This is a genomic window from Streptomyces chumphonensis, from assembly GCF_014779715.1.
Classification (GTDB): domain Bacteria; phylum Actinomycetota; class Actinomycetes; order Streptomycetales; family Streptomycetaceae; genus Streptomyces; species Streptomyces chumphonensis.
Genome location: NZ_JACXYU010000005.1, coordinates 1 through 22,973, shown reverse-complemented (window position 1 = coordinate 22,973; position 22,973 = coordinate 1). Strand labels below are relative to the sequence as shown.

Annotated in this window: 21 protein-coding genes; 13 read left to right on the top strand and 8 right to left on the bottom strand. The window is 74.6% G+C overall.

What is annotated here, in order from left to right; translation table 11 throughout:
* Positions 1 to 73: 73 nt before the first annotated feature.
* From IF129_RS11930 to deoC, 3 genes are read right to left on the bottom strand one after another with little or no spacing between them, the layout of a single operon-like run.
* Positions 74 to 967 carry an aldehyde dehydrogenase family protein gene (locus IF129_RS11930; protein WP_191209573.1) on the bottom strand — a complete coding sequence of 298 codons (894 nt, stop codon included), beginning with the start codon at positions 965 to 967 and terminating at the stop codon, positions 74 to 76.
* Positions 960 to 2,390: an aldehyde dehydrogenase family protein gene (locus tag IF129_RS11925; protein WP_381481489.1), complete on the bottom strand. Its 1,431-nt coding sequence runs from the start codon at positions 2,388 to 2,390 to the stop codon at positions 960 to 962. The genes IF129_RS11930 and IF129_RS11925 overlap by 8 nt, the downstream gene beginning before the upstream one ends.
* A 2-nt stretch (positions 2,391 to 2,392) precedes the next feature.
* Positions 2,393 to 3,349, bottom strand: a complete 957-nt coding sequence (deoC, locus tag IF129_RS11920) for a deoxyribose-phosphate aldolase (RefSeq protein ID WP_381481492.1) — start codon at positions 3,347 to 3,349, stop codon at positions 2,393 to 2,395.
* A gap of 177 nt (positions 3,350 to 3,526) precedes the next feature.
* Between deoC and IF129_RS11915 the strand changes: the two genes are divergently transcribed.
* From IF129_RS11915 to IF129_RS11905, 3 genes are read left to right on the top strand one after another with little or no spacing between them, the layout of a single operon-like run.
* Positions 3,527 to 4,165 (top strand): PH domain-containing protein, encoded by a 639-nt coding sequence (locus tag IF129_RS11915; RefSeq protein ID WP_191209571.1) that lies wholly within the window; start codon positions 3,527 to 3,529, stop codon positions 4,163 to 4,165.
* 7 nt (positions 4,166 to 4,172) lie between these two features.
* A complete protein-coding gene (locus IF129_RS11910; RefSeq protein ID WP_191209570.1) occupies positions 4,173 to 4,805 on the top strand; it encodes an ABC transporter ATP-binding protein in 633 nt (210 codons plus the stop codon).
* Entirely contained in the window at positions 4,802 to 6,364 is a 1,563-nt protein-coding gene (locus IF129_RS11905; protein ID WP_318153689.1) for a hypothetical protein, read from the top strand. The genes IF129_RS11910 and IF129_RS11905 overlap by 4 nt, the downstream gene beginning before the upstream one ends.
* On the opposite strand, the gene IF129_RS11900 is transcribed toward IF129_RS11905, so the two are convergent.
* The 5 genes from IF129_RS11900 to IF129_RS11880 form a co-directional block, all read right to left on the bottom strand.
* Positions 6,340 to 6,939, bottom strand: coding sequence for a dihydrofolate reductase family protein (locus IF129_RS11900; protein WP_191209569.1), 600 nt, complete (start codon positions 6,937 to 6,939; stop codon positions 6,340 to 6,342). The genes IF129_RS11905 and IF129_RS11900 overlap by 25 nt on opposite strands.
* 115 nt (positions 6,940 to 7,054) lie before the next feature.
* A complete protein-coding gene (locus tag IF129_RS11895) occupies positions 7,055 to 7,636 on the bottom strand; it encodes a GNAT family N-acetyltransferase (RefSeq protein WP_191209568.1) in 582 nt (193 codons plus the stop codon).
* A 64-nt stretch (positions 7,637 to 7,700) separates the two neighbouring features.
* On the bottom strand, positions 7,701 to 9,422 hold the full coding sequence (locus IF129_RS11890; RefSeq protein ID WP_191209567.1) for a phospho-sugar mutase: 1,722 nt from the start codon (positions 9,420 to 9,422) through the stop codon (positions 7,701 to 7,703).
* A gap of 90 nt (positions 9,423 to 9,512) precedes the next feature.
* Positions 9,513 to 10,334, bottom strand: a complete 822-nt coding sequence (locus IF129_RS11885) for a purine-nucleoside phosphorylase (RefSeq protein WP_191209566.1) — start codon at positions 10,332 to 10,334, stop codon at positions 9,513 to 9,515.
* Positions 10,335 to 10,501: 167 nt separating this feature from the next.
* A complete protein-coding gene (locus IF129_RS11880) occupies positions 10,502 to 10,939 on the bottom strand; it encodes a gamma-glutamylcyclotransferase (RefSeq protein ID WP_191209565.1) in 438 nt (145 codons plus the stop codon).
* A gap of 84 nt (positions 10,940 to 11,023) precedes the next feature.
* On the opposite strand from IF129_RS11880, the gene IF129_RS11875 reads away from it, so the two are divergent.
* The 10 genes from IF129_RS11875 to IF129_RS11830 all read left to right on the top strand — a co-directional run bounded on the left by IF129_RS11875 (position 11,024) and on the right by IF129_RS11830 (position 22,860).
* On the top strand, positions 11,024 to 12,454 hold the full coding sequence (locus tag IF129_RS11875; RefSeq protein WP_191209843.1) for an NAD(P)H-quinone dehydrogenase: 1,431 nt from the start codon (positions 11,024 to 11,026) through the stop codon (positions 12,452 to 12,454).
* Positions 12,455 to 12,625: 171 nt separating this feature from the next.
* A complete protein-coding gene (locus tag IF129_RS11870) occupies positions 12,626 to 13,549 on the top strand; it encodes a DeoR/GlpR family DNA-binding transcription regulator (RefSeq protein WP_381481510.1) in 924 nt (307 codons plus the stop codon).
* Positions 13,550 to 13,727: 178 nt separating this feature from the next.
* Positions 13,728 to 14,642, top strand: coding sequence for a poly(ethylene terephthalate) hydrolase family protein (locus IF129_RS11865; RefSeq protein WP_318153688.1), 915 nt, complete (start codon positions 13,728 to 13,730; stop codon positions 14,640 to 14,642).
* A gap of 103 nt (positions 14,643 to 14,745) precedes the next feature.
* Positions 14,746 to 16,044, top strand: coding sequence for a helix-turn-helix transcriptional regulator (locus tag IF129_RS11860; RefSeq protein WP_191209563.1), 1,299 nt, complete (start codon positions 14,746 to 14,748; stop codon positions 16,042 to 16,044).
* Between the two features lie 182 nt (positions 16,045 to 16,226).
* Positions 16,227 to 17,498 (top strand): PucR family transcriptional regulator, encoded by a 1,272-nt coding sequence (locus IF129_RS11855; RefSeq protein WP_191209562.1) that lies wholly within the window; start codon positions 16,227 to 16,229, stop codon positions 17,496 to 17,498.
* A 324-nt stretch (positions 17,499 to 17,822) separates the two neighbouring features.
* A complete protein-coding gene (locus tag IF129_RS11850; protein ID WP_191209561.1) occupies positions 17,823 to 18,644 on the top strand; it encodes an ABC transporter ATP-binding protein in 822 nt (273 codons plus the stop codon).
* Positions 18,641 to 19,510 (top strand): ABC transporter ATP-binding protein, encoded by an 870-nt coding sequence (locus IF129_RS11845; RefSeq protein WP_191209560.1) that lies wholly within the window; start codon positions 18,641 to 18,643, stop codon positions 19,508 to 19,510. The genes IF129_RS11850 and IF129_RS11845 overlap by 4 nt, the downstream gene beginning before the upstream one ends.
* On the top strand, positions 19,507 to 20,397 hold the full coding sequence (locus IF129_RS11840) for a branched-chain amino acid ABC transporter permease (protein WP_191209559.1): 891 nt from the start codon (positions 19,507 to 19,509) through the stop codon (positions 20,395 to 20,397). The genes IF129_RS11845 and IF129_RS11840 overlap by 4 nt, the downstream gene beginning before the upstream one ends.
* Positions 20,390 to 21,601, top strand: coding sequence for a branched-chain amino acid ABC transporter permease (locus IF129_RS11835; protein WP_381481503.1), 1,212 nt, complete (start codon positions 20,390 to 20,392; stop codon positions 21,599 to 21,601). The genes IF129_RS11840 and IF129_RS11835 overlap by 8 nt, the downstream gene beginning before the upstream one ends.
* On the top strand, positions 21,598 to 22,860 hold the full coding sequence (locus tag IF129_RS11830; protein WP_191209558.1) for an ABC transporter substrate-binding protein: 1,263 nt from the start codon (positions 21,598 to 21,600) through the stop codon (positions 22,858 to 22,860). Before IF129_RS11835 ends, IF129_RS11830 begins: the two co-directional genes overlap by 4 nt.
* Positions 22,861 to 22,973 lie beyond the last annotated feature (113 nt).

Below are 22,973 nucleotides of genomic sequence, written 5' to 3'. Positions count from 1 at the left end.
GACCACATGCGGGCAGCCCCGCTCCCCGGACGGCGGGGGAGCGGGGCTGCGGCTCCAGGGGGTGGAGCGGGGCTCAGTAGGCGGAGCCGGAGGCGCCGAGGGAGCCGGTGGGGTGCCAGACCGTCTTCGTCTCCAGGAAGGCGAGCATCCGGTCCGTGCCCGGGTCGGTGGTCCACCGCTCGGCGCGGGGTCGCACCACGCGCTTGAGGTTGTCGGCCGCCGCGATCTGGAGCTCCTTGGCGAGCTCCGCGTCCGCCCCCGCCAGGTCGATGGCGTTGACGTCCTGGTGGGCGGCCAGTGGCGCGCCCAACTCGGCGGTGCGACCGGACAGCACGTTGACGACGCCGCCGGGCACGTCCGAGGTGGCCAGCACCTCGGCGAGCGACAGGGCGGGCAGCGGTGCCTTCTCGTTCGCGGCGACCACCACGGTGTTGCCGGTGACGATCGCGGGGGCGACGACGGACACCAGGCCCAGCAGCGCGCTGTCCTGGGGCGCCAGCACGGCCACGACGCCCGTCGGCTCCGGCGTGGAGAGGTTGAAGAACGGTCCGGCGACGGGGTTGGCCCCGCCGGCGACCTGGGCGATCTTGTCGGACCAGCCCGCGTACCAGACCCAGCGGTCGATGGCCGCGTCCACCTCGGCCGCCGCCTTGGCCCGGGAGATCCCGGAGCCCGCCGCCACCTCGGCGGTGAACTGCTCGCGGCGGCCCTCCAGCATCTCCGCCACCCGGTAGAGCACCTGGCCGCGGTTGTAGGCCGTGGCGCCGGACCAGCCGCCGAACGCCTTGCGCGCCGCACCGACGGCGTCCCGCGCGTCCTTGCGGGAGGCCAGCGGGGCGTTGGCCAGCAGGCGGCCCTTGGAGTCCGTCACCTCGTACACCCGTCCGCTCTCGGAGCGGGGGAACTTGCCCCCGACGAAGAGCTTGTACGTCTTGAGCACTGCGAGCCGTTCAGGTCGCTCAGACATCGAGGTACGCCTCCAGACCGTGACGGCCGCCCTCGCGGCCGAAGCCCGACTCCTTGTAGCCGCCGAACGGCGAGGTCGGGTCGAACTTGTTGAACGTGTTGGCCCACACCACACCGGCCCGGAGCTTGCTCGCCATCGCCAGGATGCGCGAGCCCTTCTCCGTCCAGATGCCCGCCGAGAGCCCGTAGGGCGTGTTGTTCGCCTTGGCCACGGCCTCGTCGGGGGTGCGGAACGTCAGCACCGACAGGACGGGGCCGAAGATCTCGTCGCGGGCGATCGTGTGCGCCTGGGAGACGCCGGTGAACAGCGTCGGCGCGAACCAGTACCCGGACGACGGCAGCTCGCACGCGGGCGACCAGCGCTCGGCGCCCTCCGCCTCGCCGGTCTCGGCGAGCGCGGTGATGCGGGCGAGCTGCTCGGCGGAGTTGATGGCGCCGATGTCGGTGTTCTTGTCCAGCGGGTCGCCGAGCCGCAGCGTGCCCAGCCGGCGCTTGAGGGCGTCCAGCACCTCGTCCCGCACGGACTCCTGGACCAGCAGCCGCGAACCCGCGCAGCACACCTGGCCCTGGTTGAAGAAGATGCCGTTCACGATGCCCTCGACGGCCTGGTCGACCGGGGCGTCGTCGAAGACGATGTTGGCGCCCTTGCCGCCGAGTTCGAGCGTGAGCTTCTTCGACGTCCCGGCCACCGTGCGGGCGATCTGCTTGCCGACGCCGGTGGAGCCGGTGAAGGCCACCTTGTTCACGTCGGGGTGGGCGACGAGCGCGGCGCCGGTGCGGCCGTCGCCGGTCACGATGTTGACGACGCCCTTCGGCAGGCCGGCCCGGCGGCAGACGTCGGCGAAGAACAGCGCCGACAGCGGTGTCGTCTCGGCGGGCTTGAGCACCACCGTGTTGCCGGTGGCGAGCGCCGGGGCGATCTTCCAGGCCAGCATCAGCAGCGGGAAGTTCCACGGGATGACCTGGCCCGCCACGCCGAGCGGCCGGGGGCTCGGCCCGTACCCGGCGTGGGCGAGCTTGTCGGCCCACCCGGCGTAGTAGAAGAAGTGCGCCGCGACCTGCGGGAGGTCGACGTCCCGCGTCTCCTTGATCGGCTTGCCGTTGTCGAGCGTCTCCAGGACGGCCAGCTCGCGCGAGCGCTCCTGGAGGACGCGCGCGATGCGGAAGAGGTACTTGCCCCGCTCGGCGCCCGGCAGCGCGGACCACGAGGCGAACGCGCGGCGCGCGGCGGCGACCGCGGCGTCCACGTCCTCCTCGCCCGCCTGCGCGACCTCGGAGAGGACCTCCTCGGTGGCGGGGGCGACCGTCTTGAAGACCTTCCCGTCCGCCGCCTCGCGGAACTCGCCGTCGATGAACAGGCCGTAGGACGGCGCGATGTCGACGATCGCCCGCGACTCCGGCGCGGGTGCGTAGTCAAAACCCATGATCAGTCCACCGTGACGTAGTCGGGGCCGGAGTAGCGGCCGGTCCGCAGCTTCTGCCGCTGCATCAGCAGGTCGTTGAGGAGGCTGGAGGCGCCGAAGCGGAACCACTCGTTCGACAGCCAGTCGTCGCCCAGCGTCTCGTTCACCATGACCAGGTACTTGATCGCGTCCTTGGTGGTGCGGATGCCGCCGGCCGGCTTGACGCCGACCTGCACGCCCGTCGCCGCCCGGAAGTCGCGCACGGCCTCCATGAGCAGCAGCGTGTTCGCCGGGGTGGCGTTGACGGCGACCTTGCCCGTCGAGGTCTTGACGAAGTCCGCGCCCGCCAGCATCGCCAGCCAGGAGACGCGGCGGATGTTGTCGTACGTCGACAGCTCGCCCGTCTCGAAGATGACCTTGAGCCGCGCCGTGCCGCAGACCTCCTTGACCGCGCGGATCTCCTCGAAGACCTCCAGGTAGCGGCCGGAGAGGAAGGCCCCCCGGTCGATCACCATGTCGATCTCGTCCGCCCCGGCCGCCACCGCGTCGCGGGTGTCGGCGAGCTTCACCGGCAGCGCCGCGCGTCCGGCGGGGAAGGCCGTGGCCACGGACGCCACCCGCACGCCCGAGGTGCCGAGCGCCTCCTTGGCGACGGCCGCCATGTCCGGATAGACGCAGATCGCCGCGACGCTCGGCGTCCCCCGGTCGGTGGGGTCGGGCGTCATGCCCTTCGCCGACAGCGACCGGACCTTGCCCGGGGTGTCCGCGCCCTCCAGGGTGGTGAGGTCGATCATCGAGATGGCCAGGTCGATCGCGTACGCCTTGGCCGTCGTCTTGACGGATCGGGTGCCGAGCGAGGCGGCACGGGCTTCCAGGCCGACCCCGTCGACGCCGGGCAGGCCGTGCAGGAAGCGGCGCAGTGCGGCGTCGGACGCGGTGACGTCGGCCAGTGCGGTCAGGGGTGGGCTCTGTGAGGTCACGCAAAGCAGCATATCTACGCGCGTTGCTCCGTGCCAGATCCGGCGACGTGACGTCTTCCGGGAACCGCCTGTGACGTCTGCCGGGAACCCCCTCCCGAAGCCTCTCGGAGCCCCGGCGGCGACAAAGATGCCGGACCGAGACGTCCGTCATCCGGACGGTCGGGCACAATCGCCCCTATGACCAGCCAGCAGCCGCCCTACTCGGATCGCAGCTACCGTTCCCCCGCCGCGCTGGCGGGCGGTGTGCTGCTCCTCGCCGTCGTCCTGTGGATCGGCGGTGAGGCCATCCTGCGCGGTGAGGGACGCGCCCCGCTGACGGCCGGCGCGTTCATGCTCTGCCTGGTCCCCCTGATCAGCGCCTTCACCCTGCGCCCGGCCGTCTTCGCAGGAGCCGACCGCGCCCGCATCAGGAACCCCTTCCGCACCATCACCGTCCCCTGGGGCGCCGTCGTCTCGATCCGCTCCGTCTACTCCAACGAGCTCGTCGTCGAGGACGGCCGCAAGTTCCAGCTCTGGGCCATTCCCGTCTCCCTGCGCGCCCGCCGCAGCGCCCAGCGCCACAACGAGCGCAGGGCGGCCGGACGCCCCCGGCGCGGCTTCGTCGCCGGCGGCCTGTTCGGCATGGGCGGCGGCATCGCGGACGACGACGACGGCCCGCGCCGCCCGCCCGGCGACGAGGCGATCGGCACCCTCCGCGAGCTCGCCGAGCGCAACGAGGGGAAGGGCGGCGAGCCCACGGTCCGCTGGGCCTACGAGATCATCGCCCCCGCCGCCCTCGGCGCCCTCGCCACCGCCACCCTCCTCCTCACCGGCTGAGCGCGCCGTGACCGGGACACCGGTCCTCGCCGCGCACGGGGCCACCGTCACCCTCGACGGCACCACACTGCTCGCCCCCACCACCTTCGCGGTGGCGGCGGGCGAGTCGTGGTGCGTCACCGGCGGCAACGGCTCGGGCAAGACGACCCTGCTGCGGGCCTTCCTCGGCAGCCGCAGCCTGACGGCCGGGACCTGCACCGTGTGGGGCGAGCCGGCGGACCTCACCAGGGCGCCGCACCGACGGAGTGTGGCCTCGCTCGTCGACCCCGTCCCCGTCGCCCGCGACATGACGCTGCGTGAGCAGGTGACCCTTGTCGCCGCCTCCTGGTACGGCGACACCCCGGAGACCGCCACGCACGCCGAAGCCACCCTGGGCCGACTGGGGCTGGCCCCGCTGGGTGAGCGCTTCCCGCACCAGGTCTCGTCCGGACAGCTGCAGCTCTTCGGCCTCGCGCTGACTCTCGTACGCCCCGCCGACGCCGTCCTGCTCGACGAACCCGAGCGGCATCTCGACCGGCGCCGCGTCGGCCTGCTCGGCACGCTGCTCACCGAGCGGGCGGCGGAGGGCACGGCGTTCCTCGTGGCCACCCACGAGCCCGCGCTGGTCGACGCGTGCGTCGGGCGCGTGGAGCTGGGGTGACCACGCCCCGTGTCGCGGCACCCGGCCGCGATCCCGCTCCGGACCCCGCGGCGCGGGTCCGCGCCGTGCGACGCCGCTACGCGCGGCGCGGTGGCCGCGCGACGGTTCGCGGCCGGGCGTACACGCTCTACCTGGTCTCCCTGTTCGCTCTCATCTACCTCGTGCCCCTCGCCCACGCCGCGAGCACGGCCCCGACGCTCGTCGCCGTCGGCTCCCCCTCGGCGGCGGTGCCCCTCCTCAGCGCGGTGGCGGCGTCCCTGTGCTGGACGGCTCAGCTCACCGGCCGGTACTGGGGGCCCCTGGTGACGCAGCCCTTCCTGCTGCACGTGTTCCGGTCCACGGACCTGCCCCCGACGGCCTACCTCGGCGCGACGGCCCGGCGCCGACTCGCCTGGGCGGGCACGGCCACACTGCTGACGCTCGCCGCGACGGCCTCCCTCACGACCGACCTCCTCGACCGGTCCGCGACCGCCGCGCCGACCCTCGCGGTCGCGGTGGGCCTCGCCGCGCTCGTCGCCGTCGCCTGGCTGTGGGGCCAGATCCGTGCGACGGCCGACAACCTTGTGCTCGCCGCCGCCGTGGGCGGTGCGGCTGCCGTCCTGGCCGCGACGAGCCGGACGGCACCGGGCCAGGCGGGCGGCCTCTGGCCGGTCGCGGCGGTGCTGTCGACCACCGGCGCCCTCCTCGGACGCGTCGCCTTCCGATCCCTGCGCACGATCGACCTCCCCGGCCTGGCACGCGACGCGGCCCGCTTCTCTCAAGCGCAGGCGTACGCCTGGACGGGCACCCTGCACCACGCGCTGGACCTCTACCGGCCAGAGCCGCGCGGGCTCACCACGGCCCTGATCCGCCCGGACGGCCGCCTGCGCGGACACCTCGCCCAGGGCGTCGTCCGGGCCCTCCGGACGCCCGGCCGCACGTCCGCCGCCACGGCGCTGCTCCTGTGCGGCGGTGCCGCGCTGACCCTCGGGGCGGCCGAGCGCCACGGGGGCCACGCCCTGGCCCTGTGGACGGCCGGGACCGTCGGCGTGTACCTGGGTTCCGGGTGGATCAGCGAGACGTGGCGCGGGCTGCGCGACGAGCTGACCCTCGCCCCGCTGTTCGGCCGACGGTGGGGCGGGATGCCCGCCCGCACGCTGACCTGGCCCGTCCTCGCCGTGACGCTCGGCGTGGCGGTGGGCGGCGGTCTGGCGTCCGTGGCCCCGGGGACGGACGTGCGGGACGATCCGGGGGCCACGGCGTTACTCGTCGCCGGGTCGGTGGTGCTCGCCCTCGGCGCCCGCTTCCTGCGGGAGATGAAGCTGCACCTTCCGCTCGCCCTGCTCCTCCCGATCGTCACACCGCTCGGCGACCTGTCGGGGCTGCGCGTCGTGGTGTGGCAGTTCGACGGCCTGGTCACGGTGGTGATCGGTGTCGCCGTCCTGCACGCCGTCCCGTCGGCGCCGCTGGCGCTCGCCTCGGCCGTGGTGTCGGCGACCTGCTGTCTCCTGGCGGGACTGCACCGGACGGGGCGGTCCTACCGGCACCTGCTGTATCAGGACCGGGGGCCCGGGCGGTAGGTGGAGACGGTGACGCCGGTGGGGCTGGTGGTCGTGGAGACGAGCTCCAGGGGGCGCTTCGTGCCGTCCGTGGGGAAGACGGACTTACCGCCGCCGAGGAGCACCGGCATGATCATGAGGCGCAGCTCGTCGAAGAGGCCCTCCCGCAGCAGGGTGGTGGCGAGCCGGGAGCTGCCCATGACGAGGAGCGTGCCGCCCTCGGACGTCCGCAGGGCGCGGAGGCGGTCGAGGGCTTCGTCGCCGCCGGGGAGGCGGGTGGTGTGGTTCCAGGTCAGGTCGGCGTCGCCGAGGGTCGCGGAGACGACGTACTTCGGGATGGCGTTCATGCGGTCGGCGAAGGGGTCGCCGGCGCGCTCGGGCCAGGCGGCGGCCATCGTCTGCCAGGTGCGGCGGCCGAACAGCAGGGCGTCGGCTTCGGCGAGGGCGGCGTCGAAGGCGCCGCCGACGACCTCGGGGTCGAAGAAGGGCCCGGTCCAGCCGCCGTGGGCGAAGCCGCCGTCGGTGTCCTCCTCGGGCCCGCCCGGGGCCTGCACGACGCCGTCGAGGCTCATGAACTCGGTGATGACGATGCGCATGGGGTTCTCCCGTGGTCCGGTCGGTCGTGCTGACGTGCTCGACGCGTGCGAAGGGATGGACGGCCGAGCCGCCGGAGAATCATCGCACCGGACGGGCGGGGGTCGGTGACGCGGGTCACACGGTTTCGGCGCGCGGGGCGGGAGGGGTGCGGGCGGCGCGCCACTCGGGGGCGAGGACGGACCAGACCTCCATGTCCTGCCGCTCCCCCCGGTAGAGGTGGCTCTGCCGCAGGACGCCCTCCTTCGTCATCCCGAGCCGCCGGGCGACGGCGATGCTGGGCGCGTTCGCCGAGGAGACGTGCCACTCGACGCGGTGGATGCCGCGTTCCTCGACGGCCCAGTCGATGACCACGCGCGCGGCCCGGGTGACCAGGCCCCGGCCGACGGCGGCGGGTTCCAGCCAGCAGCCCGCCTCGGCGACGCCCTGCGCGGCGTCGAAGCCGACGAACAGGACGCCGCCGACGAGCGTGCCGTCGGCCCAGATGCCGTAGATCCGCCCGGTGTCGGCCGCGGCCTTCTCCACGTACCGCCGGAGGTGGGCGCGGCCGGTGTCGACGTCCGTGACGAGGTCGGGCAGGCCGACGTGGCGGCCGATGAACTCCCGGCCCCGGTCGATGTGGTGGAAGAACTCCTCGGCGTGCCAGGGTTCCAGGGGGCGCAGCTCCGCGCCGTCGTCACCGAGAGGTATCGCGTACATCGTCGCCCTTCACTCCCGGAGCGGGCGCTCCGTCGTGGGCGATCGTCTCACGGTGCGGTGCCGGTCAGAGGCCGGCCGCCCGGGCGACGTCGGTGCGCAGCGCGTGGAGGAGCGCGGCGGCCTCGGCGCGGGCGCCGGGGAGGGCGGCGGCGTCGGCCACGGGGACGACGACCTCCAGGTAGCACTTGATCTTGGGCTCGGTGCCGCTGGGCCGCACGATGACGCGGGCCCGGGCCGCCCCGGTCAGCCGGTACCGCAGCCCGTCGGTGGGCGGCAGGTCGGCCGTCCCGGCGGACAGGTCGTCCGCGCGGTCGACGGTGAGGCCCGCGAGGGTGGTCGGTGGCGTCGAGCGCAGCCGGGCCATCGCGTCGGCGATGAGGGAGAGGTCCCGGACGCGCACGGAGAGCTGGTCGGTGGCGTGCAGGCCGTGGGTGACGGCGAGCTCGTCGAGGAGGTCGGTCAGGGAGCGGCCGTCGGCCTTGAGCCCGGCGGCCAGTTCGGCGACGGCGAGGGCGGCGGTGATGCCGTCCTTGTCGCTGACGCCCTCGGGGTCCACGCAGTAGCCGAGGGCCTCCTCGTAGCCGTAGGCGAGGCCCGGCGCGCGGGCGATCCACTTGAAGCCGGTGAGCGTCTCGGCGTGCGGCAGCCCGGCGGCGTGGGCGATGCGGCCGAGCAGGGAGGAGGAGACGATCGACTCGGCGAGCGTGCCGGTGACGCCCTTGCGCACCAGGTGGACGGCCAGGAGGGCGCCGACCTCGTCGCCGTGCAGCATGCGCCAGCCGGAGGCGGCGGAGGGGTCGGGGACGGCGACGGCGCACCGGTCGGCGTCGGGGTCGTTGGCGATGACGAGGTCCGGGGCGCCGCCGGGCGCGCCGACGGTGGCGGCGCGGGCGGTGGCGAAGGCGAGGTCCATCGCGCCGGGCTCTTCGGGGTTGGGGAAGGCGACGGTGGGGAAGTCGGGGTCGGGTTCGGCCTGCTCCGCGACGGGAAGCGGCGCGGGGAACCCGGCCCGTTCGAACGCGGCGGCCACCGTGGCGGCGCCCACGCCGTGCAGGGCGGTGTGCACGATCCGCACGTCCCGCGGCCCGTCGTCGTCCAGGACGGCCGTCGCGCGGTCGAGGTAGGCGTCGACGACGTCCTCGCCGAGCACCGTCCAGCCGCTCTCCGCGCGGGGGACGTCGGCGAGCGCGCCGACGGCGGCGATGCGCCCGGCGATGTCCGCGTCGGCGGGGGGCACGATCTGGCGGCCGTCGCCGAGGTAGACCTTGTACCCGTTGTCCTGCGGCGGGTTGTGGCTCGCCGTGACGGTGACGCCCGCGACCGCGCCGAGGTGCCGCACGGCGAACGCCAGCACGGGCGTCGGCAGCGGGCGGGGGAGGAGCGCGGCCCGCAGCCCCGCCCCGACCATGACGGCGGCCGTGTCGCGGGCGAACGCCTCGCTCTTGTGCCGGGCGTCGTAGCCGATGACGACGAGTCCGTCGCCGTCGCCGTTGCCCTTCAGGTACGCCGCGAGTCCCGCGGCGGCCCGGATCACCACCGCCCGGTTCATCCGCATCGGCCCGGCGCCCAGCTCACCGCGGAGCCCGGCGGTGCCGAACTGGAGGGTGCCGGCGAAGCGGTCGGCCAGCTCGGCGTGGCGGTCGGCGCCGTCGGTGTGCCCGGCGCCACCGGCGTTCCCGGCCTCGGCGTCGGCCAGGAGGGCGGCCAGCTCGGCCCGGGTGTCCGGGTCCGGGTCCTCGGCCAGCCAGGTGCGGGCCTGCGCGATGAGATCCTGCTGTGCGGTCACGGGGTCACCTTCGGGGTCGTTCGGTACCGGGTCGGCTCGGGCTGCCCGGCCGCCGGGCCGCCCGCCGGACGGGCCGCCCGCCGGGGCGGCTCAGATGCGGCCGAGCACCTGCGCGAGCAGGGCGCCCATCCGCGTCGCCGACTCGCGGCCGGCCTGGAGGACCTCCTCGTGGTTGAGGGGCTCCCCGGTCATGCCGGCGGCGAGGTTGGTGACGAGCGAGATGCCCAGCACCTCCGCGCCCGCCTCGCGTGCGGCGATGGCCTCCAGCGTCGTCGACATGCCCACGAGGTCTCCGCCGACGGCGCGGACCATGCCGATTTCGGCGGGCGTCTCGTAGTGCGGCCCGGGGAGCTGCACGTAGACGCCCTCCTCCAGCGAGGGGTCGACCTCCTTGCACAGGGCGCGCAGGCGCGGCGAGTACAGGTCGGTCAGGTCGACGAAGTTGGCGCCGACGATCGGGGAGGCGGCCGTCATGTTGATGTGGTCGCTGATCAGGACGGGCTGGCCGGGGCGCATGCCCGGGCGCAGGCCGCCGCAGCCGTTGGTCAGGACGACGGTCTTGCAGCCCGCGGCGACGGCGGTCCGCACGCCGTGCGCGACGGCGGCGACGCCCTTGCCCTCGTAGTAGTGGGTGCGGCCCAGGAAGACGAGGGCGCGCTTGTCGCCGAGCTCGTAGGAGCGGACCGTGCCGGCGTGGCCGGCGACGGCGGGTGCGGGGAACCCGGGCAGCTCCGTCACGGGGAACTCCGAGTACCCCGACTCCGGCGTGCCCAGCGCCTCGGCGGCGGGCACCCAGCCGGAGCCCATGACCAGGGCGACGTCGTGGGTCTCGGCGCCGGTCAGCTCGCGCAGCCGGGCCGCGGCCGCGTCGGCGGCGAGGTAAGGGTCGGCAGGGGTATCTGAAACGTTCACGCGAAGAGGGTAGCCGCTTTTTGGCTACGCGCGTAGAAGCCCTCGCGGACTCCGGCGGAAACCACGAACCGCGGGGGTGCCCGTTCGTGCGTCCCTCCCGCGGCCAGGGGTGGCCGCTCAGGGGTGGGCGCAGTCCGGAAAACCGCAGGTGGGCGGCGTCGACGGGGTCAGCAGGGGTGCTTGCGCAGCGTCATCACGTAGTCGTGCGGGGCGCCCGCCGACTCGGCGGCGTCGGCGATCTCGCCGAGGTAGCGGGGTGAGGGCAGGCCCCCCTCGAAGCCGTTCAGCACGTAGATCCACGCCGCCTCGTCCCCGTCGAGGGTGTGCACGCGCACGCGCATGCGGCGGTAGATGTCGAGGCCGACGCCCTCCCAGCGGTCCATGCCGTCCTCGTCCATCGGGGCGATGTCGTAGAGCGCCACGAAGACCTCCGAGCGCGGCGACTCGACGAGGGTCGCCAGGGCGCCCTCCCAGCCCATGTGCTCGCCGCCGAAGGTCAGCCGCCAGCCCGTGATCCAGCCGGTGCCGCGCAGCGGGGAGTGCGGGGCACGGCGGGCCATCAGCCGGGCGTCCAGGTTTCCTGCGTACGCGGCGTAGAGCGACATGCGTCAAAGGGTACGGGAGCACCGGGCGGCGCCCCCGGTGGCCGAAGGGTGCCCCTCGCGCACGGCGGGGGGTCGTGAGGGACACTGGGGCACGTGACTCGGATCGTGATTATCGGTGGCGGACCCGGCGGATACGAGGCGGGGCTGGTGGCCGCGCAGCTCGGGGCGGAGGTGACGGTCGTCGACCTCGACGGCCTCGGCGGCGCGTCGGTGCTGACCGACTGCGTCCCGTCCAAGACCCTGATCGCCACGGCGGAGGTCAAGACGAACTTCGACTCCTCCTACCAGGAGCTGGGCATCACGCTCGGCGGGGACGGGGCGGAGGACGGCATCGGCGTGGACCTGGGCAAGGTGAACCGCCGCGTGAAGCGGCTGGCACTGGCCCAGTCGCACGACATCACCGCCTCGGTGACGCGCGCGGGGGCCCGCGTCATGCGCGGGCGCGGGCGGCTGGAGCCGCAGCAGGGCCCGGACGGCTCGCGCACCGTCGTGGTGACGGCGGCCGACGGCACCGAGGAGACGCTGACGGCGGACGCCGTGCTCATCTCCACCGGCGGTCACCCACGGGAGATCCCGGACGCGCAGCCGGACGGCGAGCGCATCCTGAACTGGAAGCAGGTCTACGACCTGGACGAGCTGCCCGAGGAACTGATCGTCGTCGGCTCCGGTGTGACGGGCGCGGAGTTCGCCGGCGCCTACCAGTCGCTGGGCTCGCACGTCACGCTCGTCTCCTCGCGCGACCGGGTGCTGCCCGGCGAGGACCCGGACGCCGCCGCCGTCCTGGAGGACGTCTTCCGGCGGCGCGGCATGAACGTCATGGCCCGCTCCCGCGCGGCGTCGGCCAAGCGGGTCGGGGACCGGGTGGAGGTGACGCTCTCCGACGGGCGGGTGATCACCGGCTCGCACTGCCTGATGGCGGTCGGCGCGGTCCCCAACACGACGGGGCTGGGCCTGGAGGAGGCCGGGGTGCGGCTGAGGGAATCCGGCCACATCTGGACCGACAAGGTCTCCCGCACGACGGCGCCCGGCGTCTACGCGGCCGGTGACTGCACGGGCGTCCTCGCGCTGGCCTCGGTCGCCGCGAAGCAGGGCCGGGTGGCGATGTACCACATCCTCGGCGAGACGGTGGCGCCGCTGGACCTCAAGACGGTGTCGGCGAACATCTTCACCGACCCGGAGATCGCCACGGTCGGCTACTCGCAGGCCGACGCGGACGAGGGCCGCATCGACGCGTGGACGGTCAAGCTGCCGCTGCTGCGCAACCCGCGCGCGAAGATGCAGGGCGTGCGGGACGGTTTCGTGAAGCTGTTCTGCCGTCCGGGTACCGGCATCGTCGTGGGCGGTGTCGTCGTCTCGCCGCGCGCGAGCGAGTTGATCCACCCGATATCGATCGCCGTGGACAACAACCTGACCGTGGAGCAGATCGCCAACGCCTTCACCGTGTACCCGTCGCTGTCGGGCTCGATCGCCGAGGTGGCGCGACAGTTGCACACCCGGAAGGCGGCGCAGGACTGACGTCGGCCCCGGCGGGACGCAGGGCCCGCCGGGCTGCGGTCCGCTTTACCACATCACGGTGCAGGGCATGACCATCTTCGGTTAATTGCGGCATATAGCTGAAAGTTGGCGGTCTTTCACGTTACTGTCAGTTCCGTGTTCGCTGCAGAACGTCGACAATTGATCCTTGAGATGGTCCGGGCCAACGGAGCGGTGTCGCTCCGGGAGTTGGCCCGCGTCGTCCAGACCTCCGAAGTCACCGTGCGGCGCGACGTCCGCGCTCTGGAGTCCGAAGGGCTGCTGGACCGCCGGCACGGCGGTGCGGTGCTGCCCGGCGGGTACACCCGGGAGTCCGGGTTCCCGCACAAGTCGCACCTGGCCACCGCGGAGAAGACGGCCATCGCCGACCTGGCCGCCGGGCTGGTCCAGGAGGGCGAGGCCATCGTCGTGGGGGCCGGGACCACCACACAGGAGCTGGCCCGGCGGCTGGCCCGGGTGCCGGGCCTGACGGTCGTCACCAACTCCCTGCTGGTCGCGCAGGCCCTCGCGCACGCCAACCGGGTGGAGGTCGTGATGACGGGCGGCACGCTGCGCGGCTCCAACTACGCCCTCGTCGGCAGCGGTGCCGAGCAGTCGCTGCACGGGCTGCGGGTCTCGCGCGCGTTCCTCTCCGGCAGCGGTCTGACGGCCGAACGCGGGCTGTCCACCTCCAACATGCTGTCCGCCAGTGTGGACCGGGCGCTCGTGCAGTCCGCCGCCGAGGTCGTCGTCGTCGCCGACCACACGAAACTGGGCACGGACACCATGTTCCAGACGGTGCCGACCGACCTCATCACCCACCTGGTGACGGACGAGCCCCCGGCCGAGAACGAGCGGGCGGGCGGCGAGTTGCAGGCCCTGGCCGACCAGGGGGTGCAGATCGCCGTGGCCGGGCCGGGCCCGGTGCAGGAACGCCCCGACGCCCCCCAGCAGCCGCACCCGCCGCAGTATCCCGGGCAACCGGCCCGCCACGAGGTGCCGTTGCCGGGGCAGCGGCGCAACCACCCGGCGTCCCCGCCGCCCCTGCGCGGCGGTCCGGGTTCGGTGGCGGACCTGGCGCCGCGCCGCCGGGGCTGAGGGCCGCCGGGCGCGCCCGGCTCCGGGCCGTGCGGGCCGGGCGGGCCGTGCGGCCGGGGCGGCGGACGGACCGAGGCGGGCGGGCCCGCGCCGGAGACCGGCGATTACACCGGGGCGGCCGCGCGGCGGGAGCGCCATCGTGGCGGGGTCAACGGCACTGACCGGAAGGACCCCCACCGTGCGCACCCATCGCTCACGTATCGCCTCGGCCGGCATCGCCGGGCTCCTCCTCCTCAGCGGCGCCCAGGCCGCCCACGGCGCCCAGGCCACCCGGGCCGCCGAGGGCGCCCCCGTCGCCGTGGCGGCCGACAACCCCTACGAGCGCGGCCCGGACCCCACGGAGTCGAGCATCGAAGCCCCCCTCGGCCACTACTCCGTCGACGACTTCGACGTCCCGTCCTGGTACGTCAGCGGCTTCGGCGGCGGCACCGTCTACTACCCGACCGACACCGGCGACGGCACGTTCGGCGCGGTGGCCGTCTCACCCGGCTACACGGCCGGCAAGGAGACGATGGAGTGGCTCGGGCCGCGCCTGGCCTCCCGGGGCTTCGTCATCATCGTCATCGACACCAACTCGCGCTTCGACTTCCCCGCCAGCCGGGGTGACCAGCTCCTGGCCGCCCTGGACTACCTGACCGAGGACAGCGGCGTCCGCGACCGCATCGACCCGGACCGGCTCGGTGTCATGGGCCACTCGATGGGCGGCGGCGGGTCCCTGGAGGCCGCCAAGGAGCGGCCCGCCCTGAAGGCGGCCGTGCCGCTCACTCCGTGGAACACGGACAAGCGCTGGCCCGAACTGCGCACGCCCACCCTCATCGTGGGCGCCGAGCGCGACAGCGTCGCCCCGGTGGCCACGCACTCCGAGCCGTTCTACGCGTCCCTGCCCGGCGATCTGGACCGCGCGTACCTGGAGCTGAACAACGCCGACCACTTCGCGCCCAACTTCTCCAACACCACCATCGCGAAGTACGGCATCTCCTGGCTGAAGCGCTTCATCGACGACGACACGCGCTACGAGCAGTTCCTCTGCCCGATCCCGCGCCCGAGCCTCACCATCGAGGAGTACCGGGGCAACTGCCCCCACTCCTCCTGACGTTGACCTGCGGGCGGGGCTGTGCCGAGGCACAGCCCCGCCTTCGGCATGCTGGGGGACCGCCCCTTGCCGCACCCCGGTGGCCGGTCCCGATGATGACGGGATGACGCTTGCAGGCTCCCTCTCGTCCCGCCCCGCCGGGCCGCACGGCCGGGACGCCGAGATCACCGACCTCCACGTGCTGCTGGACGGTGTGCGGCACGGCCACGGCGGCGCCCTCCTCCTCACCGCGCCCCCCGGCTGCGGGCGCACGACCCTGCTCCGGTACGCGGCGCGGGCGTTCGGGCCGTCCCCGGTGGTGGACGTCGCCGGGGTCCTCGCCGAGCGCGGCTGGCCGCACGCCGGGCTGCACGCCGTGCTCAGCCGGGCCGCCGCGCTCGGCCTCGCGCCGCCCCCGGCGCGGTGGCCCGGCGACCGGCCCGCCGCGCTGGAACTGCTGCGCACGCTGCGCGCCCTGACCGCGTCCGCCGGGCCGGTGCTGCTGTGCGTGGACGACGCCCACCTCGTCGACCCCACCTCCCGCTCGGCCCTCGGCTTCGCCGCGCGCCGACTGGGCCCCGGGCTCGCCGTGGGGCTGGTGCTGAGCGTGGAACGGGACGCGTCCGCCGCGCCGGAGTTCGCCGGGCTGCCGGTGCGCCACGTCGGGCGGCTGGGCCGGGCGTCGTGCGCGGCGCTCCTCGACGACCTCCTGCCCACCGGTTCGGACGCCGGGGCGCGGGAGCGGCTGCTGACCGAGGCGGGCGGCGTCCCCGGTGTGCTGGCCGAACTCGCCGCCCTGCCGGGGGCCGCCGCTCCGGGCGGGCCGGCGTGGGAGGGTCCCCACCCGCCCGGTTCGCTGCTCGGCCGGTACGCGGCCCGGGTGGGGGAGCTGCCCGCCGACACCCGCACCGCCCTGCTGCTGGCGGCGACCGAGGCGTCGCGCCGGGCCGCCGGGCCGGGCGCGGGGGAGCGGTCGGGACGGGACGGCGCGGCGGACGGCGTGCGCCGCTGGGTCGCGGCGGTGCGGGCCGCCGGACTCGACCCGGTCTGCCTGGAACCGGCCGAGCACGCCGGTCTGGTGCGGACGGGCGGCGGCGCGCTGCGCTTCGACCCGCCCGTCGTGGCCCGGCTGGTGTACGCCGGTGCGACCCTCGCCGCCCGGCGCGCCGCGCACCGGCTCCTCGCCGACGTCGGGACGTGCGGCGGTTGGCCGCTCGGCGCGCTCACCCCGCAACAGCTGCGGATCACCCGGTACGTGGCCGAGGGGGCGACGAACCGCGAGGTCTCCGAACTGCTCGGGGTCAGCCCGCGCACGGTCGACTACCACCTGCGCAACGTCTTCACGGCGCTCGGGGTGCGCTCCCGCGTGGAGCTGACCCGGCTGGTGGGACGGGTGGAGCGGCCGGAGTGGGCCGCTTCCTGACGCCGTCCACAACGTGGCCGGGCGCGGGGGCCCGGGGCGCCGGGGGCCTGGGAGGTCACGGAGTGATGCCGACTTCGGTCGCTCGTCTGGGTTACCGACCGGGTGGTATGTCATGCTGAGTGCTCCGACGGCCGGGCGGTCCGCCCGCCTGACGCCAGGGCCCACCGAGGTGGAGGACTCTGATGCAGCCAGACGTACTGTCCCGGGTCCGTACGCATGCCGGGGCACCGGCCATGCCGCCCCCCGTACGGACACGGGCCGATCCCGAGGCCCTCGCGGTCCTGCACCGTGCCGCGCGCGTCCTCATCGAGGAACTGCCGCAGCTCACCGACCGCCTGGTCACCTACCTCGGCGAGCGGGAGGCGTCCTACCGCGCCGCCATCACCTCCGAGGGCGACGAGGTGTGGCAGGAGGTGCACCGCTCGCTGCGCTACAACGTCAGCTCGCTCGTGCGCCCCCGCCAGTTCCGGGACGCCGCGCGCCGCTGCACCTGGGAGATCGCGGTGCACCGGGCGGAACAGGGCGTTCCGCTGGACGCCGTGCTGCACGCCTTCCGGCGCGGCGGCGCCATCGTCTGGCAGGCGCTGATCGAGGAGACCGAGCGCACCGACCCTGACGACGTGCGGCTCCTCGTGCATCTCGCGGCCGACGTGTGGAACTTCGTCGACGAGCACTGCGCCCTGGTCGCGGACGCCTTCCGGGAGACCGAACGGCAGCTCGCCTGGCGGCGGGAGAACCGGCTGCGGCTCCTCGTGCAGGGCCTGCTCGACGGCACCACCCGCATCGCCGACCTGCCCGAGGCCGCGTCCGCGCTCGACCTTCCCGAGGACGGCCGGTACGCCGTCGTCACCGTCACCGGCGCGCACGCCGGCGGCCTGCCGGGCGGACGCCTGCCGGTCGGCCGGCGCGGCACCCGGCTGCTGTGGCACGGCGGCCCGGACGACGAGGGGCGGGAGGCGGTACGCGCCGTCGTCCTCCTCGGCGACGCCACGCCGCAGGAGGTGGCCCGCACCCTGCGCCTGCCGCCCGGCGCCCGCCTGGGCGTCAGCTCCGTGGTGGAGGGCCTGGCCGCGCTCGGCGACGCCCGCAAGCTCGCAGACACCGCGCTGCGCTGCGCCACCCCCGACGGCCCGGCCGTCGTCCTGGACGACCACCTGCCCGCCGCTCTGACCGTCTCCTCGCCCGCCCTCGCCGCCGCGCTGACCCGCAGCGTGCTGGGGCCGCTCCTGCGGCTGGAACCGGCCGACCGGGACGTGCTGCTGGACACCCTCACCGTCTGGCTGGAGTGCGACGGTTCGGCGCCGCGCGCCGGGGCCCGGCTGTACTGCCACCGCAACACCGTGCTCAACCGGCTGCGCCGCTGCGAGCAGCTCACCGGCCGCTCGCTCTCCCGCCCCGAGGACCTGGTGCAGCTCTCGCTGGCCCTCACCGCACGCCGTCTCCTGCCCGGCTGACGACCCGGCCGGGCCGGCGTGCCCCGGCCCGCGCGACGGCACCCGACCGCACCCCCGGCCCGCACCGGCGCCGGCGGGTGCGTTCGCCGTGCCCTGCCGCCGGTGTGCCCCGGCACAACCCGCTCCGAACGCCGTGCGCTGGACGTTCGCCCGCCCGCTGTGCCGGTGCACAACGGGCGGGGCCGGAGTCTGGGAGCCGCCCCCGACATGCCGCGCGGCCCTGTACGCCCGTCGCGGCGGGTGCTGTGGTGTGGGCGTTCCCCGCCCCGTGCCGCCGTCGCGCCCCGCCCGGTCCCGCCGGCGGCGGCCTTTGAGGAGGAGTGCATGTTCGGCTTCCGAGCGCGCCCCGGCGCGCCCCCTCCCTCCCGCTCCGGCGCGCCGCCCGGCGACGGACCGGCGGACCTGCGGGTCGACGGCCTCCAGGTGCGGTACGGCCGCGCCGTCACCGCCCTGGACGACGTCAGCCTCACCGTGCCCGCCGGGGGCGTCGTCGCCCTGCTGGGGTCCAACGGCGCGGGCAAGACGACGCTGCTGCGCGCGGTCTCGGGCACGCTGCGCCTGTACCGGGGCGGCGTCACCGCCGGGACCGTGACGTACGGGGACCGCTCGCTGGACGGCACCGACCCGGTGGCGGCCGTGCGGGCGGGCGTCGTGCAGGTCCCCGAGGGCCGCCGCGTCTTCGGCGGCATGACGGTCGACGAGAACCTGAGGGCGGGCGGCCTCGGCCGGGTGCGGCGGGACGCCGACGGCGGCAACGCCGCCGCCCGCGAGCGGGTCTACGGCCTCTTCCCCCGCCTCGCCGAACGCACCGGCCAGCGTGCCGGGCTGCTCTCCGGCGGCGAGCAGCAGATGCTCGCCATCGGACGCGCCCTGATGGCCTGGCCCCGGCTGCTGCTGCTGGACGAACCGTCGCTGGGCCTGGCCCCGCTCATGGTCGAGCGCATCGCGGAGGTCGTCCGCGAGATCCACGCCCAGGGCACGTCCGTGCTGCTCGTGGAGCAGAACGCGGCCATGGCGCTCGCCCTCGCCGACCACGCCTACGTGCTGGAGGTCGGACGGGTCGGGCTCTCCGGGCCCGCCGAGGAGCTGTCCCGCTCCGACGAGGTCGGCCGGCTCTACCTCGGCGAGGGGGTGCGCGCCGGATGAGTGCGACCGTCCCGCCACCGCCACCGCCCCTGACCGTCACGGACCTCACCGTGCGCTTCGCCGGCCTCGTCGCGCTGGACGCCGTCGGGTTCACCGTCCGCCCCGGGACCGTGCACGCCCTCATCGGGCCGAACGGGGCCGGGAAGTCGACCTGCTTCAACGTGCTCTCCGGCGTGTGCCGCCCGGCGTCGGGCAGCGTCCGGCTCGGCGAGCACGAGCTGACCCGCCTCGCGCCGCACCGCATCGCGGGGCTCGGGGTGGCCCGGACCTTCCAGAACATCGTCACCACCGCCGGGACCGTCGCCGACAACCTGATGCTCGGGCGGCACGGGCTGACGAAGGCGGGCTTCGCGTCCGCCGCGCTGCGGCTGCCGCACGCGGTGCGGGAACAGCGCACGCACCTGCGGCGGGCCCGCGAGTTCGCCGAACTCACCGGGCTCGGAGCGCTGTTCGACACGCCCGTCGGCCTGCTCTCCTACGGCGACCGCAAGCGCGTCGAGCTGGCACGCGCCCTGTGCCTGGAACCGCGCGTGCTGCTGCTGGACGAACCGGTGGCCGGGATGAACGGCGCCGAACGGGACCGGATGGCCGAGGTCGTCCGCACCGTGCGCGCCGAACTCGGGCTCTCCGTCGTCCTGGTGGAGCACGACATGGGACTCGTCATGCGGCTCGCCGACGAGGTCACCGTGCTGGACTTCGGCCGCCGCATCGCGGGCGGCACGCCCGAGCAGGTCCGCAACGACCCGGCGGTGCTCCGCGCCTACCTCGGCACCCCGGCCACCGCCGACCCGAAACCGTCCACCGCTCCCGACGCCACACCTCCGCACGCCGCGCCGTCCGGCGCCGACCAGGAGTCCCCCGCATGAACCAAGTGCTCGACATCCTGATCAACGGCCTGGCCCTCGGCTCGGTCTACGCCCTGGTCGCCCTCGGCTTCGTCATCATCTTCAAGGCGTCCGGGGTCATGAACTTCGCCCAGGGCTCGATGCTGCTCTTCGGCGGCTACCTCACCGCCGTCCTGCACGAGCACATCGGCTTCCTCGCGGCGCTCGCCGTCGGTGTGCTCGCGACGGCCGTGCTGGCGGGGGCCGTCGACCGGCTGCTGTTGCGCGGCCTGGACCCGTCGCAGCACCACATCCTCACCATCCTCACCATCGGCGTCGACATCCTGATCGTCACCGAACTGGCCCGGCGCATCGGAGGAGACCTGCTCTCCCTCGGCGACCCGTGGGGCAACGAGGTCGTCGCGCTGGGCGGCGTCACCGTGCCCGTCAGCCGCATCGCCTGCATCGTCGTGTCCGTCCTCGTCATCGGGGCGGTGTTCGCCGCGTTCCGCTACTCCTCCTGGGGCCTGTCGCTGCGCGCCGCCGCCGAGGACCGGGAGGCCGCCGCCCTCATGGGCATCCCGCTCAGCCGCATCCGCACCCTGGCCTGGTGTCTGGCCGGGGCGCTCGCCGCGCTCGCCGCCCTCTTCCTCACCGCCTTCCCCGCCCCCGGGCTGGAGCGCACGACGGGTCAGATCGCCCTGAAGGCGTTCCCCGCCGCCATCCTCGGCGGCATGACGTCCCCGCCGGGCGCGCTCGTGGGCAGCCTGCTCATCGGCGTGACCGAGGCGCTGGCCGCCGGGTACCAGAGCGAACTGAGCGGTTTCGGGCGGGGTCTGGGCGACGTGGCGCCCTACCTGGTGATGATCACCGTCCTGCTGATCCGCCCGCACGGCCTGCTGGGCACGAAGGAGGCCGTCCGTGTCTGACCGCACCCCGCTGACGCCCCGCACCCCGCCGACGCCCCGCACCCCGCTGACGTCCCGGGCCCGGCGTCCGCTCCTGGCCACCGCCGGTGTCCTGCTGCTGTGCGCGCTGCCGCTCTACGCGGAGGCGTACTGGCTCCAGATCGGCCTGTTCGCCATGGCGGCGGCCATCGGCGCCATCGGACTGAACCTGCTCAGCGGGGGAGCGGGCCAACTCTCCCTCGGACACGCCTTCTTCCTCGCCGTCGGCGCCTACGGCTACGCCTGGCTGGCCGGGGAGCCCGGCCCCGGACTGCCCGCGCCGCTCGCGCTGGTGCTGGCCGTCTGCCTGGCCGGGGTGGCGGGCGGACTCTTCAGCCCCGTCTCCGGCCGGGTGCGCGGCATCTACCTCGGCGTGGCGACGCTCGCGCTCGTCTTCATCGGCCACCACGTCATGCTCAACGCCGAGTCCGTCACCGGCGGGTACAACGGCCGCGCGGTGGCGCCCTTCGAGCTGTTCGGCTTCTCCTTCACCGGCCAGGACCCGGAACTCCTGGTCCTCGGAGTGCCGTTCGGCGCCGAGGAGCGGCTGTGGTACCTCGGACTGACGCTGCTCGCCGTGGCCTGGTTCACCGCCCGCAACATCCTGCGCGGCCGACCCGGCCGGGCCATGGCGGCGGTGCGGGACAGCGAGGTGGCCGCCTCCGTCATGGGTGTGCCCGTCGCCCGCTACCGCTCGGCCGCGTTCGTCGTCTCCTCCATGTACGCGGGCCTGTCCGGCGCGCTCATCGCCCTCGCCTTCCGCCGGATCGTGCCCGACTACTTCGGGCTGGTCCTCTCCATCGACTACCTCGCCATGATCGTCATCGGCGGACTCGGGTCGGTGGGCGGAGCCGTGGCGGGGGCGGCGTTCGTCACGGCGCTGCCCCTGGTCATGGCCCGGTACGCCGACGCCCTCCCGATCGTCGACGAACCGGGCGGCCCCGGCCACGTCGTCGGTCCGACGGAGGCCGCGCGCTACCTCTACGGCGCCGCCATCATCGTCGTCCTGCGCTACGCGCCCGGCGGGCTGGCCGGCCTGCTGCGCCGCCGCCCCGCCCGGGCCCGGCCGGAGCCCAGCCCCACCGGGACCGACCCGGCCGCCGGTGCCGCCCCGCCGCTCGGCACCGGCCCCCACGTCACCCCCCTGCCCGTCCCCTCCGCGCAACGCAAGGAGTCCCGCCCGTGAACCGCATCAGACGACCGGCCGCCGCCCTCGCGGTCCTGGCCGCCCTCTCCCTCCTCGGCACCGCGTGCAGCACCAAGGCGTCCGACTCCGGCGGGGGCACCGGCGCCGACGGCGTGAAGACGGGCCCCGGCGTCACCGAGGAGACCATCACCCTCGGCGCCCTCACCGACCTCAGCGGCCCCTACGCCACGCTCGGCAAGAGCATCGTGCAGGCCCAGCAGATGTGGGCCGAGCAGATCAACGACGACGGCGGCATCTGCGGGCGCTCCCTCGAGATCGAGGTCGAGGACCACGGCTACGACGTGCAGAAGGCCGTGGCCGCCTACTCCAAGATCTCCCCGGACGTCATCGCGATGCCGCAGGTCATCGGGTCGCCGGTGGTCGACGCCCTCATCGACGACCTCGAACGCGACGCCGTGCTCTCCTTCCCCCAGGCGTGGTCCGCCTCGCTGCTGGGCCACGACGCCGTCCAGGTGCTCGGCACCACCTACGACCTGGACATGATGCGGGCGGTGGACTTCCTCGTCCGGGAACAGGGCCTGAAGGAGGGGGACACGATCGGCCACGTCTACTTCGAGGGCGAGTACGGGGCCAACGCGGTCAAGGGCTCGACGTACGCGGCGGAGCAGGCCGGGATCGACGTCGTCGAACAGAAGATCAAGGCGACCGACACCGACCTGACGGCCCAGGTCACCGCCGTGCGCGGGGAGGAGGTCGACGCCGTGCTCATCAGCGCCGGACCCGCGCAGACCGCCTCGCTCGTCGGGGTGGCGGCGGCTTCGGGCTTCGAGGTGCCCGTCGTCACCAGTGCCCCCGGCTTCGCGCCGCAGCTGCTGGACACCCCGGCCGCCCCGGCGTTGGAGGCCATGCTGCACATCGTGACGGCCATCCCGTCCGTCAGCTCCGACCTCCCGGAGGTGAAGCGGATGGTCGCCGACTACCAGGAGACCTACCCCGGCGACCTCGTCGACTCCGGCGTGCTCTCCGGGTTCAACGCCGCCGTCCTCATGGGTGAGAGCCTGAAGGCGGCCTGTGACGCCAAGGACCTCACCCGCGAGGGGCTGGTCGAGGCGCACCGCTCCCGCGACCAGGTCGACGTCGGCCTCGGCTCCCCGCAGGACTTCTCCGACCCGGGCAGCCCGTCCAGCAAGCAGTCCTACATCATCCGGCCCGCCCAGGACGCCGTCGGCGGCACCGCGCCCGTCGAGGACGCCACGCAGCCGCCCGGCGTGGAGGAGTACCTGACCTCGGCCCAGTGACGCCCGGGGCGACCGCCGGGCGACCACGACGACGAGGGGCGTGCCGGTCCGGACGGTCCCGGACCGGCACGCCCCCGCGTCACGTCAGGGCCGCGGCGCTTCTCCTCCCGGGC